This window comes from Burkholderia sp. MSMB1459WGS (assembly GCF_001534535.1).
Taxonomy (GTDB): Bacteria; Pseudomonadota; Gammaproteobacteria; order Burkholderiales; family Burkholderiaceae; genus Burkholderia.
This window is the reverse complement of record NZ_LPMU01000060.1, coordinates 1-13,812: the sequence shown is the minus strand read 5'-3', so window position 1 is coordinate 13,812 and position 13,812 is coordinate 1. Positions and strand designations below refer to the sequence as shown.

Here is a 13,812-nt window from a genome sequence, read left to right as displayed (position 1 = left end):
CGTACGGAATCCACCATGCTTTTTCCCACAGAATTTGACGTCATCGTCGTCGGTGGCGGTCATGCCGGCACGGAAGCCGCGCTGGCGTCCGCCCGTATGGGCGCAAAGACACTGCTGCTGACCCACAACATCGAAACGCTCGGGCAGATGAGCTGCAATCCGTCGATCGGCGGCATTGGCAAGGGCCATCTGGTCAAGGAAGTCGACGCGTTGGGCGGCGCAATGGCCGCCGCGACGGACGAAAGCGGTATTCAGTTCCGGATCCTCAATTCGTCGAAGGGCCCGGCCGTGCGCGCGACACGTGCGCAGGCCGATCGTATCTTGTACAAGGCCGCGATCCGCCATCGGCTCGAAAATCAGCCGAACCTGTGGCTGTTCCAGCAGGCCGTCGACGACCTGATGGTCGAAGGCGACCGCGTGGTGGGCGCCGTCACGCAGATCGGCATCCGCTTCCGCGCTCGCGCAGTCGTGCTGACGGCCGGTACATTCCTCGACGGCAAGATCCACGTTGGCCTGAACAACTACACGGGCGGCCGCGCGGGCGATCCGGCGGCCGTGTCGCTGTCGTCGCGCCTGAAGGAGCTGAAGCTGCCGCAGGGCCGGCTGAAGACCGGTACGCCGCCGCGTATCGACGGTCGCACGATCGATTTCTCGAAGCTCGATGAGCAGCCGGGCGACCTCGATCCGATCCCCGTATTCTCGTTCCTGGGCCGCGCGGAGCAGCATCCGCAACAGCTGCCATGTTGGGTGACGCATACGAACGAGCGCACGCACGACATCATTCGCGGCGGTCTCGATCGTTCGCCTATGTATACGGGCGTGATCGAAGGGGTGGGGCCGCGCTATTGCCCGTCGATCGAGGACAAGATCCACCGGTTCGCGTCGAAGGAATCGCACCAGATCTTCCTGGAGCCGGAAGGGCTGACGACCAACGAGTTCTATCCGAACGGGATCTCGACCAGCCTGCCGTTCGATGTCCAGCTCGAGCTCGTGCATTCGATGCGCGGCCTCGAGAACGCGCATATCCTGCGCCCCGGTTACGCGATCGAATACGACTATTTCGACCCGCGCGCGCTGAAGGCGTCGCTCGAGACGAAGGCGATCAACGGGCTGTTCTTTGCGGGCCAGATCAACGGTACGACCGGCTACGAGGAAGCGGCTGCGCAGGGTCTGCTGGCCGGCCTCAATGCGGGCCGCTACGTGCAGGAAAAGGACGCGTGGTGCCCGCGCCGCGATCAAGCCTATCTGGGTGTGCTGGTCGACGATCTCGTCACGCGTGGCGTGGCCGAGCCGTACCGGATGTTCACGAGCCGGGCCGAGTATCGTCTGAGCCTGCGCGAAGACAACGCCGACATGCGCCTGACCGAGATCGGCCGCGAGCTTGGACTGGTCGATGACGCACGCTGGGACGCCTTCAGCCGGAAGCGTGACGCTGTTTCACGTGAAACCGAACGCCTGAAATCGACGTGGGTGACGCCGAAGACGTTGCCGGCGGAAGAGGCGACCGCGCTCCTCGGCAAGGCGATCGATCACGAATACAGCCTCGCCGAGCTACTGCGCCGGCCGGGCGTGAGTTACGACGGTGTGTGCGGGCTGAAGGGCGGCGAGTGCAGCCCTGTGGAGCCGTTGACCGACGATCCGGTGCTGCTCGAGCAGATCAAGGAGCAGGTCGAAATCGGCATCAAGTATCAGGGCTATATCGAGCGGCAGGCATCCGAGATCGAGCGCAACGACGCGAACGAGAACACGCGCCTGCCGGACGGTATCGATTACCGCGACGTTCGCGGCTTGTCGTTCGAGGTGAGCCAGAAGCTCAACGAGTTCCGGCCGGAAACGATCGGGCAGGCGTCGCGTATTTCCGGCGTCACGCCGGCGGCAATCTCGCTGCTGATGGTGCATCTGAAGCGTCGCGGCCTGGGCCGCCGTAACGGCACGGTCGCGGAAGCCGCGGAGCAGGGGGGCGGCAGCGTCCCGACGCAACAATGACGGCGCGTCGCGCGCCGGCGGTTAATCGGGACGTACTGGAACAGATGCTCGTCGAAGGTACGGCAGCACTCGACCTCACGCTGACGGATACACAACGCAACCAGCTGCTCGACTATGTCGCGCTGCTCGGCAAGTGGAACGCGGTCTACAACCTGACCGCGATCCGCGACCCGAAGCAGATGCTGATTCAGCACATCCTCGATTCGCTTTCCATCGTCCCGCATCTGCGCAGTCGTACGTCGGCACGCGTGCTCGACGTCGGCTCGGGCGGCGGGCTGCCCGGTATCGTGCTGGCGATCGTCGAGCCGGGCTGGCAGGTCACGCTGAACGATATCGTGCAGAAGAAGTCTGCGTTCCAGACGCAGATGCGCGCGGAGCTGAAGCTCGCGAACCTGTCGGTCGTCACCGGGCGGGTCGAGTCGTTGCAGCCGGGTGTCGAAGTGCCGGAAAAATTCGACATGATCGTATCCCGCGCCTTCGCGGACCTGTCCGACTTCGTTAAACTTGCTCGACATCTGGTCGCGCCGGGCGGGGCGATCTGGGCGATGAAGGGCGTTCATCCGGATGACGAGATTGCGCGGTTGCCGGAAGGCAGCCGCGTGAAGCAGACGATCCGGCTGGCGGTGCCGATGCTCGATGCGGAGCGGCATCTGTTCGAAGTGGCCGTCGACGACGCGAATTGAAGGCGCGCGGTAGCGCGCCGTTTGTTTGAAGGTAAAGGGAACACACCAACGATGGCAAAGATCTTCTGCGTTGCGAACCAGAAGGGGGGCGTCGGCAAGACGACGACATCGGTCAATCTCGCCGCAAGCCTTGCAGCGCAGGAGCAACGAGTCCTGTTGATCGATCTCGACCCGCAGGGCAACGCGACGATGGGCAGCGGGATCGACAAGGCTGCCTGCGAAGCGACCGTGTACGAAGTGCTGGTCGACGGCGTGTCGGTGGCCGATGCGCGTGTGCGTCCGGAAGGCGTCACTTACGACGTGCTTCCCGCGAACCGCGAGCTGTCCGGTGCCGAGATCGAACTGATCAGCATCGACAACCGCGAGCGCCGCCTGAAGGCCGCGCTCGAGCGCGTGGCCGACGACTACGATTTCGTGCTGATCGATTGCCCGCCGACGCTGTCGCTGCTGACGCTGAACGGGCTGTGCGCGGCGCATGGCGTCGTGATCCCGATGCAGTGCGAGTACTTCGCACTGGAAGGGCTGTCGGACCTCGTCAACACGATCAAGCAGGTTCACGCGAACATGAACCGCGACCTGAAGATCATCGGCCTGCTGCGCGTGATGTTCGATCCGCGCATCACACTGCAGCAGCAAGTCTCCGATCAACTGAAGGCGCACTTCGGCGACAAGGTGTTCGACGCGGTGATTCCGCGCAACGTGCGCCTGGCCGAAGCGCCGAGCTACGGGTTGCCGGGCGTCGTGTTCGACCGCAGTTCGCGCGGCGCGCAGGCGTATATCCAGTTCGGTGCCGAGATGATCGAGCGCGTGCGCGCGTTCGAGGTGTCGTGATCCGGACATGAGCGAAGCGAGGAAGAAAGACATGAACGCGGTACCAAAGAAGAAGGGCTTGGGACGTGGCCTCGAAGCGCTGCTCGGCGGCAGTGCCGATATCACCGAAGCGGTGAAGATCGAAGGGGCGCCGAACACGCTCGCGCTCGGCAAGCTGCAAGCCGGCAAGTACCAGCCGCGCACGCGGATGGACGAGGGCAGCCTGCAGGAGCTCGCGGCAAGCATTCGCGCGCAGGGCGTGATGCAGCCGATCCTGGTACGGCCCATTTCATCAGACAAATACGAGATCATCGCGGGCGAGCGGCGTTTCCGTGCCGCGCGTTTGGCCGGCCTCGATGAAGTGCCGGTGCTCGTGAAGGACGTATCCGATCAGGCTGCCGCCGCGATGGCGCTGATCGAAAACATCCAGCGCGAGGATCTGAATCCGCTCGAAGAGGCGCATGGTATCCAGCGCCTGCTCGACGAGTTCGGTTTCACGCACGAGCAGGCCGCCGAATCGGTCGGCCGTTCGCGCAGCGCGGTGTCGAACCTGCTGCGCCTGCTGAACCTCGCGTCGCCGGTGCAGACGATGCTGCTGGCCGGCGATCTCGACATGGGGCACGCACGCGCGCTGCTCGCGGTCGATGCGGCCACGCAGATCACGCTCGCGCATCAGGTGGTCAACAAGCGCATGTCGGTGCGCGAGACCGAGAAGCTCGTCGCGCACACGACGAAGGAAGCGCCGGCCGTGAAGGCGCGTGCGAAGGACGATGGCGGCCGCGATACGCGTCGCCTCGAAGAGGAGTTGTCCGACCTGCTCGCATCGACGGTGAAGATCAAGCTCGGCCGCCGCGGGCGAGGGCAGGTGCTGATCGACTTCGGCAACCTCGACGCGCTCGAGGGCATTCTCGCGCGACTGCGCGGCAACGTCGCGACCGAAGAGTAACGGGCAATCCATGGAACAGATGGGCACACCGGCGCCGCGCCGGTGGCTCGGCTGGCTTGCGCAGGAACCGGTACTGTCGGTGCTCGCGCTTGGCCTGATCGTGCTGCAATGGGTGCGTCCGCAACCATTTTGGGTGCTCGCCGATCGCGTCGACTGGCAGACGGTCGCGACGCTCGCTGGCCTGCTGATGCTGACCAAGGCGCTCGAGCTGTCCGGCTGCCTGATGTGGCTCGCACATCGCATCGTGCATCACGTGCACTCCGAGCGCGGGCTCGCGATGTTGCTCGTCGGCTTCGCCGCGGTGTTGTCGATGTGGCTCACCAACGACGTCGCGCTGTTCGTCGTCGTGCCGTTGATGGTGTCGCTGCGCGCGCTGACACCGCTGCCGTTCCGGCGGCTCGTGATCGTCGTCGCGCTGGCTGTCAACGCGGGGTCCGTTGCGACACCGCTCGGCAATCCGCAGAATCTTTTCCTGTGGCAATTGAGCGGCGTGTCGTTCGGCCGCTTCGTGGTCACGCTCGGGCCGCTCGCCGTCGCGACGATGGCGCTGCTGCTCGTGCTGACCGCACTGATGTTTCGCGCGAAGCCGCTCGACCTGTCCGGCGATGCTGCCGCCTTCCCCGTACAACGCATGCACGCGCTGATCGCGGCGGTGCTGTTCGCCGCGTTCGTGCTGCTCGCCGATGCGCATCATCCGCTGCCGGGCCTCGTCGGCGTCGCGATCGTGCTGCTGGCCGTCAAACGCGATGCAGTCCTGAAGATCGACTGGCTGCTCCTGCTGATCTTCGTGCTGATGTTCGTCGTATTGCGCAGCGCGGCTGCGCTGCCCGTCGTGCACGATGCGATTGCGCACGCGCAGCTCGATTCGCCGCTGCGCGTCTATGTCGCCGGCGCCGTGCTGTCACAGGCGATCAGCAACGTGCCGGCCGCGATCCTGCTGTCGGAATTCACGCATGACTGGCGCGCGCTTGCATTTGGCGTATCGGTCGGTGGCTTCGGCTTCGCGATCGGCTCGCTCGCGAACCTGATCGCGGTGCGTCTCGCGAAGGAGCCACGCATGTGGCTGCCGTTCCACCTCGTTTCGATTCCGTTCGCGCTGGTGAGCGCGGCGCTCGGCGCATGGCTGCTCATGCACGGTTGAGCGAGGCCGGTGTGTGCGGCACAGGCGTATCGTTCGGGCAGTGGCGGGGCGCACAGCGTTCGAGGTGATCGACGGCTGTTGATAAGTGCTGCAACCTACAATCGAACCTCTGTGGCGGCGCGACAACTGATTGGATGAATCGAGGCGCGAACATCCGGTCGAATTTCGCGCATCGGTGCGGCGGTTCGGTCATGATGTCGTGCTCCTTCCGCAGCGTCGCACCGAGCTGTTCCCGACGGCTGCATTGCAGCGCATTCGCGGCGGCGATCGCGCCGCTTCCTCCCGGCCTGCGTCGGGCATCGCTTCCCGTCATTTCCGCCGTCGCCGGACTTTTTCGCGCAAGAAATACCGGTGCAAAAAATCGACCTTACAACTGTCATCGTACGTCGTCGAATCGGGTGTTTTTTCACATCATGAGGCGTCGTTTTATGCAGGTTTTTGTCGCGTCTAAAGCCTTGAATCACTTGCAACTATCGCTTACAATCGCCCGGATTTGTTAGCTAGGCACCCCTGAAAGCTTTCAGAAAGCTTGGGGTCGGGTTCAGGGATTCTGCGGAAGATTGCGATGGCGGGTCAGGCGCCGGACGACAGGCACGATGATCAGCGCACGCAACGCACCGCTTCGGCGGCCGGCGAGCGGCGTGAATCCGACGATGACTGGGATGTCGAGCAACAAGATAACAACATCGTTCCGCTGACGCGGGCCGAGGCCGAAAGGCTGTTCGGCCCGAACGTGAGCAAGCCCTCGCGCGTGACCCCCTACAAGGTGGTGTTCGCGCAAGTGGTCCTGTCCCTGGTTGCAACGCTGGCGTGGTGGCTGTTTTCGAAGTCGCCGGGCGCCGCTGCGCAATCCGCGTTTCTGGGCGGAGCGATCGGCTGGGTGCCAAGTGCGGTATTCGTGGCGCGACTGAAGGCCGGTGGCTCGGCCACCGTGATGAGCTGGGTGATGGGCGAAGCCCTGAAGCTAGCCCTGACGATCGGGATGTTCACCGCAGTGGCGTTCGGCTGGGCCGGCGTGCACTGGGTGCCGTTCCTCGTCACGTACCTCGTCGTGCTGAAGACGTACTGGATCGCGCTGGCCTGGCGGTAAGGAACAAGCAGCGTGCGGTTTCGACAACGAACCGCACCGGCTCGTTCCCGCAATAGCGTGTTGCGGAACGGGCAAAACGATTTTCGACAATTTGGGTGGCATTAACGATATGGCAGCTAGCGAAGGCACGCGCGGTCCGGATCCGTCCGAGTACATTGCGCACCACTTGCAGAATTTCTCCACCTCGCATCAGACGTCGATTTTCGACATCCACGTCTGGAATCTCGACACGCTGTTCTGGTCGATCGTTTGCGGCATCGTGACGATCATCCTGCTGCGTCTGGCCGCCCGCAAGGCGACGTCGGGCGTGCCGGGCCGTTTCCAATGCGCGATCGAGATGCTCGTCGAAATGGTCGAAGACCAGTCGAAGGCCATCGTCCACGGCAATCGTACCTTCATCGCGCCGCTCGCCCTCACGGTGTTCGTGTGGGTCGCGCTGATGAACTCCCTCGACTTCCTCCCGGTCGACCTGCCGGGCCGCGTGATCGGCCTGCTCGGTCTGTCGGACGTGATTTCCCACCATCGCATCGTCCCGACGGCCGACCTGAACGGCACGCTCGGCATCGCGCTCGGCGTGTTCGTCCTGATGATCTACTACAGCATCAAGATCAAGGGCGCGGGCGGTTTTGCGCATGAGCTGCTGTCGGCCCCGTTCGGCGGCCACCCGCTGCTGTGGATCCCGAACCTCGCGCTCAACATCGTCGAATACGTTGCAAAGACCGTTTCGCTCGGCATGCGGCTGTTCGGCAACATGTACGCGGGTGAGCTGTTGTTCCTGTTGATCGCCCTGCTCGGCAGCATGTGGAGCTTCGGTGGCGACGCAACGTTCCTCGGCTTCGTTGGTCATGTGATCGCGGGTAGCGTCTGGGCAATCTTCCACATTCTGATTGTTCTGTTGCAGGCATTCATTTTCATGATGCTGACGCTGGTGTATCTCGGCCAGGCGCACGACAAGCACTAAGCGCGGCGTGCAAGAAAGAGTCTTCGTTTTAGTTTTTTAAATCTCAGTTCCAAGTCTTTTCACAAAGGAGTGATCATGCAAGCTTACATCGCCAACATCCAGGGTCTGACCGCCATCGGTATCGGCATCATCATCGGCCTGGGTGCAATCGGCGCCTGTATCGGTATCGCGCTGATGGGTGGCAAGTACATCGAAGCCTGCGCACGTCAGCCGGAACTCATCAACCCGCTGCAAACGAAGATGTTCCTGCTGGCTGGTCTGATCGACGCTGCATTCCTGATCGGCGTTGGTGTCGCAATGCTGTTCGCGTTCGCGAACCCGCTCCTGTCGAAGCTCGCAGGCTAAGGTTCCTCGGAAATATGCGTCCGGCGCGAGCCGGCGCAGGGCGGAACGGAGACTTGGGGCGCTGATCGAATGCAACTCGATGAGCGCCTTACCGTTTCATTTTTCCGGAATAGCAGATAAGGAAACACCGTGAATCTCAACGCAACTCTGTTTGCGCAAATGGTCGTGTTCCTGGTCCTCGCGTGGTTCACGATGAAATTCGTGTGGCCGCCGTTGATCAACGCCCTCGACGAACGTTCGAAGAAGATCGCCGACGGCCTCGCCGCCGCCGAGAAGGGCAAGGCGGAACTCGACGCAGCGCACAAGCGCGTGGACCAGGAACTCGCGCAGGCCCGCAACGACGGCCAGCAGCGCATCGCCGACGCCGAAAAGCGTGCACAGGCGGTCGCCGAGGAAATCAAGGCCAACGCCCAGGCTGAAGCCGCCCGCATCGTCGCCCAGGCGAAGGCGGAAGCAGAACAGCAAATCGTGAAGGCGCGCGAAGCGCTGCGTGGCGAAGTCGCCGCGCTGGCCGTGAAGGGCGCCGAGCAGATCCTGAAGCGCGAAGTCGATCAAACGGCCCACGCCCAACTGCTGAATCAACTGAAAGCCGAGCTCTGATCATGGCCGAACTTGCAACCATCGCCCGCCCTTACGCAGAAGCGCTGTTCCGCGTGGCCGAGGGCGGTGACATCGCCGCCTGGTCCACGCTCGTGCAAGAGCTGGCCCAGGTTGCGCGTCTGCCGGAAGTGCTGTCGGTCGCGTCGAGCCCGAAGGTGACGCGCACGCAAGTAGCCGAGTTGCTGCTTGCTGCCGTGAAGTCGCCGCTCGCGGCCGGCGCCGAAGCGAAGAACTTCGTGCAGATGCTGGTCGACAATCATCGCATCGCGCTGCTGCCGGAAATCGCCGAGCAGTTCGAGGCGCTCAAGAACGAACGTGAAGGCGCAGCCGACGCCGAGATCGTGAGCGCGTTCCCGCTGAACGGCGCGGATCTCGACAGTCTCGTCTCGGGCCTCGAACGCAAGTTCAAGCGCAAGCTGAAACCGACGGTCGAAGTCGATTCGTCGCTGATCGGCGGCGTGCGCGTGACGGTCGGCGACGAAGTGCTCGACACCTCGGTTCGCGCGCGCCTCGCATCGATGCAGGCTGCCTTGACCGCCTGAGCGCCACGCCGGCACGCAACAGAATTGACTATCAGGAGCGAATAATGCAACTCAATCCCTCTGAGATCAGCGAGCTGATCAAGAGCCGGATCCAGGGCCTTGAAGCGAGCGCAGACGTTCGCAACCAGGGCACCGTGATCTCCGTGACCGACGGTATCGTGCGTATCCACGGCCTGTCGGACGTGATGCAGGGCGAAATGCTCGAGTTTCCGGGCAACACGTTCGGTCTCGCGCTGAACCTCGAGCGCGACTCGGTCGGCGCGGTGATTCTCGGCGAATACGAACACATCTCGGAAGGCGACGTCGTCAAGACGACGGGCCGCATTCTCGAAGTCCCGGTTGGCCCGGAACTCGTCGGCCGCGTGGTCGACGCGCTCGGCAACCCGATCGACGGCAAGGGCCCGGTCAACGCGAAGCTGACCGACGCGATCGAAAAGATCGCCCCGGGCGTGATCTGGCGCAAGTCGGTGTCGCAGCCGGTGCAGACGGGCATCAAGTCGATCGACGCGATGGTGCCGATCGGCCGTGGCCAGCGTGAGCTGATCATCGGCGACCGTCAGTGCGGCAAGACCGCGGTGGCGCTCGACGCGATCATCAACCAGAAGGGCAAGGACCTGATCTGTATCTACGTCGCGATCGGCCAGAAGGCTTCGTCGATCATGAACGTGGTGCGCAAGCTCGAAGAAACGGGCGCACTGGAATACACGATCGTCGTCGCCGCTTCGGCATCGGATTCCGCCGCGATGCAGTACCTGGCGCCGTACGCCGGCTGCACGATGGGCGAGTACTTCCGCGACCGCGGCCAAGACGCGCTGATCATCTATGACGACTTGACCAAGCAGGCTTGGGCATACCGTCAGATCTCGCTGCTGCTGCGCCGCCCGCCGGGCCGCGAAGCGTACCCGGGCGACGTGTTCTATCTGCACTCGCGTCTGCTCGAGCGTGCGGCTCGCGTGTCGGAAGAGTACGTCGAGAAGTTCACGAACGGCGAAGTGAAGGGCAAGAGCGGCTCGCTGACGGCACTGCCGGTCATCGAAACGCAGGCTGGCGACGTGACCGCGTTCGTTCCGACGAACGTGATCTCGATTACCGACGGCCAGATCTTCCTGGAAACCGACCTGTTCAACGCAGGCATCCGCCCGGCAATCAACGCCGGCGTGTCGGTGTCGCGCGTCGGCGGCGCCGCTCAGACGAAGGTCGTGAAGAAGCTGTCGGGCGGTATCCGTACCGACCTCGCGCAGTACCGTGAACTGGCCGCATTCGCGCAGTTCGCATCGGATCTCGACGAAGCGACCCGCAAGCAGCTCGAGCGCGGCCGCCGCGTGACGGAACTGCTGAAGCAGCCGCAGTACCAGCCGCTGCAGGTGTGGGAACTGGCCGTGTCGCTGTACGCCGCGAACAACGGCTACCTCGACGATCTCGACGTCAAGCAAGTGCTGCCGTTCGAGAAGGGTCTGCGCGACAACCTGAAGACCAGCCACGCTGACCTCATCAAGCGCATCGAAGACACCAAGGATCTCTCGAAGGACGACGAAGGCGCGCTGCGCGCGGCGATCGAATCCTTCAAGAAGTCCGGTGCCTATTGATCCGCGAGTGACACACCGAGGCCGCGCGGGTGCCGATGCGCCCGCGCCGCTTCGGTGAGCGATGCATGAGCCCCGAGTAAAGCGCTGAAGCGCTCACTCGGGGCGCAAAGGAGCAAGCTATGGCTGGAATGAAGGAAATTCGCGGCAAGATCAAGAGCGTGCAGAACACGCGCAAGATCACGAAGGCGATGGAGATGGTGGCTGCATCGAAGATGCGTCGCGCGCAGGAACGCATGCGCGCCGCTCGTCCGTATGCAGACAAGGTCCGTGCCATCGCCGCGCACATGAGCCGTGCGAACCCGGAGTACCGCCACCCGTTCATGGTGGCGAACGACGGCGCGCAGACGGCCGGCATCATCCTCGTCACGACGGACAAGGGGCTGTGCGGCGGTCTGAACACCAACGTGCTGCGTGCGACGGTGCAGAAGTTCAAGGAGCTGGAAGAGAAGGGCCAGAAGGTCGAAGCCACCGCGATCGGCGGCAAGGGCCTCGGGTTCCTGAACCGCTTCGGCGCGAAGGTGATGTCGCAGGTCGTGCACCTCGGCGACACCCCGCACCTGGACAAGCTGATCGGCGCCGTGAAGACGCAGCTCGATCTGTACTCGGAAGGCAAGCTGTCGGCGGTTTATATCGCTTACACGCGCTTCGTCAACACGATGAAGCAGGAAGCCGTGATCGAGCAGCTGCTGCCGCTGTCGTCGGAACACTTCGAAGCCGATGACGGTACGCCGGCGACGTCGTGGGACTACATCTACGAGCCGGACGCGCAGGCAGTGGTCGACGAACTGCTCGTGCGTTACGTCGAGGCGCTGGTGTACCAGGCCGTCGCGGAAAACATGGCGTCCGAGCAATCGGCGCGCATGGTCGCGATGAAGGCCGCGTCCGACAACGCGAAGACGGTGATCAGCGAACTGCAGCTCGTATACAACAAGAGCCGTCAGGCCGCGATCACGAAAGAACTGTCGGAGATCGTCGGCGGCGCAGCCGCTGTTTAAGCGCGCGCCCGGGACGACAACTGCGCCTTTGCGCGAGTAAAGAATCAGGTATTTAAAGGAAAAGCGATGAGTACTGCTGCTTTGGTAGAAGGCAAGATCGTACAGTGCATCGGCGCCGTTATCGACGTGGAATTCCCGCGCGACAGCATGCCGAAGATCTACGACGCGCTCATTCTCGATGGCTCGGAACTGACGCTCGAAGTCCAGCAGCAGCTGGGCGACGGCGTGGTCCGTACCATCTGTCTGGGTGCATCCGACGGCCTGCGCCGCGGCCTGACCGTGAAGAACACGGCGAAGCCGATCTCGGTGCCGGTCGGCAAGCCGACCCTCGGCCGAATCATGGACGTGCTCGGCCGTCCGATCGACGAAGCCGGCCCGATCGAAAGCGAGCATACGCGTTCGATCCACCAGAAGGCACCGGCGTTCGACGAACTGTCGCCGTCGACCGAACTGCTCGAAACGGGTATCAAGGTCATCGACCTGATCTGCCCGTTCGCGAAGGGCGGCAAGGTTGGCCTGTTCGGTGGTGCAGGCGTGGGCAAGACCGTCAACATGATGGAGCTCATCAACAACATCGCGAAGGAGCACGGCGGTTATTCCGTGTTCGCGGGCGTGGGCGAGCGTACCCGTGAAGGGAACGACTTCTACCACGAAATGAAGGACTCGAACGTTCTCGACAAGGTCGCGCTGGTGTACGGCCAGATGAACGAGCCGCCGGGCAACCGTCTGCGCGTCGCGCTGACCGGCCTGACGATGGCCGAGCACTTCCGTGACGAAGGCCTCGACGTGCTGTTCTTCGTCGACAACATCTACCGTTTCACGCTGGCCGGTACCGAAGTGTCGGCGCTGCTCGGCCGTATGCCGTCGGCAGTGGGCTATCAGCCGACGCTGGCTGAAGAAATGGGCAAGCTGCAAGAGCGCATCACGTCGACCAAGAAGGGCTCGATTACGTCGGTTCAGGCCGTGTACGTCCCTGCGGACGACTTGACCGACCCGTCGCCGGCGACCACCTTCGGCCACCTGGACGCAACCGTCGTTCTGTCGCGTGACATCGCTTCGCTGGGTATCTACCCGGCGGTCGACCCGCTCGACTCGACGTCGCGCCAGATCGACCCGAACGTGATCGGCGAAGAGCACTACACGATCACCCGCCGCGTGCAGCAGACGCTGCAGCGCTACAAGGAACTGCGCGACATCATCGCGATTCTGGGCATGGACGAACTGTCGCCGGAAGACAAGCTGTCGGTCGCGCGTGCGCGTAAGATCCAGCGTTTCCTGTCGCAGCCGTTCCACGTCGCTGAAGTGTTCACGGGCTCGCCGGGCAAGTACGTGCCGCTGAAGGAAACGATCCGCGGCTTCAAGATGATCGTCGACGGCGAGTGCGACCACCTGCCGGAACAGGCGTTCTACATGGTCGGCACGATCGACGAAGCCTTCGAAAAGGCCAAGAAGATCCAGTAACGGCTTGAGTGAGTCGCAAGCCGGCGTGTGCCGGCCGGAGCAATAAGTCAGCGATGACTTACATACCGGCCGCCACCGTCGGCCGCAATACGCTCAACCCGTGGATGAGATTGGAGTCGATATGGCAACCATCAAAGTAGACGTCGTCAGCGCGGAAGAGCAGATCTTCTCGGGCGAGGCGAAATTCGTCGCGCTGCCGGGCGAAACGGGTGAGCTGGGCATTCTGCCGGGCCACACGCCGCTCATCACCCGGATTCGTCCGGGTGCGGTGCGCATCGAAGTCGAGGGCGGCAACGACGAATTCGTGTTCGTCGCGGGCGGCATTCTCGAAGTGCAGCCGGGCGCCGTGACGGTGCTCGCCGATACCGCGATCCGCGGCAAGGACCTCGATGCGGCGAAAGCCGAGGAAGCGCGCAAGCGTGCCGAGGAAACGCTGCAGAACGCGAAGTCGGATCTCGACCTCGCGAAAGCGCAATCCGAGCTCGCGACCGCGATGGCGCAGCTCGAGGCGATCCAGCGTCTGGCGAAGATCCGCAGCCGGCACTGAGCCGCGCCGCGTATCCCGCGAAAGAAAGCAGCCTTCGGGCTGCTTTTTTTTCGTGTGCGCCCAGCATGGGCGCATTCCTGCGGGTGGAAGTCCCGCCATAAGCTGATCACGGCAAATGA

The 13,812-nt window shown here is 63.4% G+C and carries 15 protein-coding genes; all 15 read left to right on the top strand.

Going from position 1 to position 13,812, the window contains the following annotated elements; all coding sequences use genetic code 11:
- Positions 1-15: 15 nt before the first annotated feature.
- The 15 genes from mnmG to WT97_RS22350 all read left to right on the top strand — a co-directional run bounded on the left by mnmG (position 16) and on the right by WT97_RS22350 (position 13,693).
- Positions 16-1,986: a tRNA uridine-5-carboxymethylaminomethyl(34) synthesis enzyme MnmG gene (gene mnmG / locus WT97_RS22415; protein WP_060354462.1), complete on the top strand. Its 1,971-nt coding sequence runs from the start codon at positions 16-18 to the stop codon at positions 1,984-1,986.
- Positions 1,983-2,669, top strand: coding sequence for a 16S rRNA (guanine(527)-N(7))-methyltransferase RsmG (gene rsmG / locus WT97_RS22410; RefSeq protein ID WP_060354461.1), 687 nt, complete (start codon positions 1,983-1,985; stop codon positions 2,667-2,669). Before mnmG ends, rsmG begins: the two co-directional genes overlap by 4 nt.
- 51 nt (positions 2,670-2,720) lie before the next feature.
- On the top strand, positions 2,721-3,500 hold the full coding sequence (locus WT97_RS22405) for a ParA family protein (RefSeq protein ID WP_011546804.1): 780 nt from the start codon (positions 2,721-2,723) through the stop codon (positions 3,498-3,500).
- A gap of 31 nt (positions 3,501-3,531) precedes the next feature.
- Positions 3,532-4,425, top strand: coding sequence for a ParB/RepB/Spo0J family partition protein (locus WT97_RS22400; RefSeq protein ID WP_006482728.1), 894 nt, complete (start codon positions 3,532-3,534; stop codon positions 4,423-4,425).
- 10 nt (positions 4,426-4,435) lie between these two features.
- Positions 4,436-5,566: an SLC13 family permease gene (locus WT97_RS22395; RefSeq protein WP_059503162.1), complete on the top strand. Its 1,131-nt coding sequence runs from the start codon at positions 4,436-4,438 to the stop codon at positions 5,564-5,566.
- A 130-nt stretch (positions 5,567-5,696) separates the two neighbouring features.
- Positions 5,697-6,017 carry a hypothetical protein gene (locus WT97_RS33345; protein ID WP_257128549.1) on the top strand — a complete coding sequence of 107 codons (321 nt, stop codon included), beginning with the start codon at positions 5,697-5,699 and terminating at the stop codon, positions 6,015-6,017.
- A 114-nt stretch (positions 6,018-6,131) separates the two neighbouring features.
- The gene (locus WT97_RS22390) at positions 6,132-6,656 is read left to right on the top strand and encodes an ATP synthase subunit I (protein WP_050015828.1); all 525 of its coding nucleotides are present in this window, start codon (positions 6,132-6,134) and stop codon (positions 6,654-6,656) included.
- 109 nt (positions 6,657-6,765) lie between these two features.
- Positions 6,766-7,617: a F0F1 ATP synthase subunit A gene (gene atpB, locus WT97_RS22385; RefSeq protein ID WP_034209647.1), complete on the top strand. Its 852-nt coding sequence runs from the start codon at positions 6,766-6,768 to the stop codon at positions 7,615-7,617.
- A gap of 75 nt (positions 7,618-7,692) precedes the next feature.
- Positions 7,693-7,962, top strand: a complete 270-nt coding sequence (gene atpE / locus WT97_RS22380; RefSeq protein ID WP_006482730.1) for a F0F1 ATP synthase subunit C — start codon at positions 7,693-7,695, stop codon at positions 7,960-7,962.
- A 129-nt stretch (positions 7,963-8,091) separates the two neighbouring features.
- Positions 8,092-8,562, top strand: coding sequence for a F0F1 ATP synthase subunit B (locus WT97_RS22375; RefSeq protein WP_006477283.1), 471 nt, complete (start codon positions 8,092-8,094; stop codon positions 8,560-8,562).
- Positions 8,563-8,564: 2 nt separating this feature from the next.
- A complete protein-coding gene (locus WT97_RS22370) occupies positions 8,565-9,104 on the top strand; it encodes a F0F1 ATP synthase subunit delta (protein ID WP_034188172.1) in 540 nt (179 codons plus the stop codon).
- Between the two features lie 44 nt (positions 9,105-9,148).
- A complete protein-coding gene (atpA, locus tag WT97_RS22365) occupies positions 9,149-10,690 on the top strand; it encodes a F0F1 ATP synthase subunit alpha (RefSeq protein ID WP_059503166.1) in 1,542 nt (513 codons plus the stop codon).
- A gap of 119 nt (positions 10,691-10,809) precedes the next feature.
- Positions 10,810-11,685, top strand: a complete 876-nt coding sequence (gene atpG, locus WT97_RS22360) for a F0F1 ATP synthase subunit gamma (RefSeq protein WP_034209645.1) — start codon at positions 10,810-10,812, stop codon at positions 11,683-11,685.
- Between the two features lie 66 nt (positions 11,686-11,751).
- A complete protein-coding gene (gene atpD / locus WT97_RS22355) occupies positions 11,752-13,146 on the top strand; it encodes a F0F1 ATP synthase subunit beta (protein WP_011882816.1) in 1,395 nt (464 codons plus the stop codon).
- A 121-nt stretch (positions 13,147-13,267) separates the two neighbouring features.
- A complete protein-coding gene (locus WT97_RS22350; protein ID WP_006477288.1) occupies positions 13,268-13,693 on the top strand; it encodes a F0F1 ATP synthase subunit epsilon in 426 nt (141 codons plus the stop codon).
- Positions 13,694-13,812: the final 119 nt, after the last annotated feature.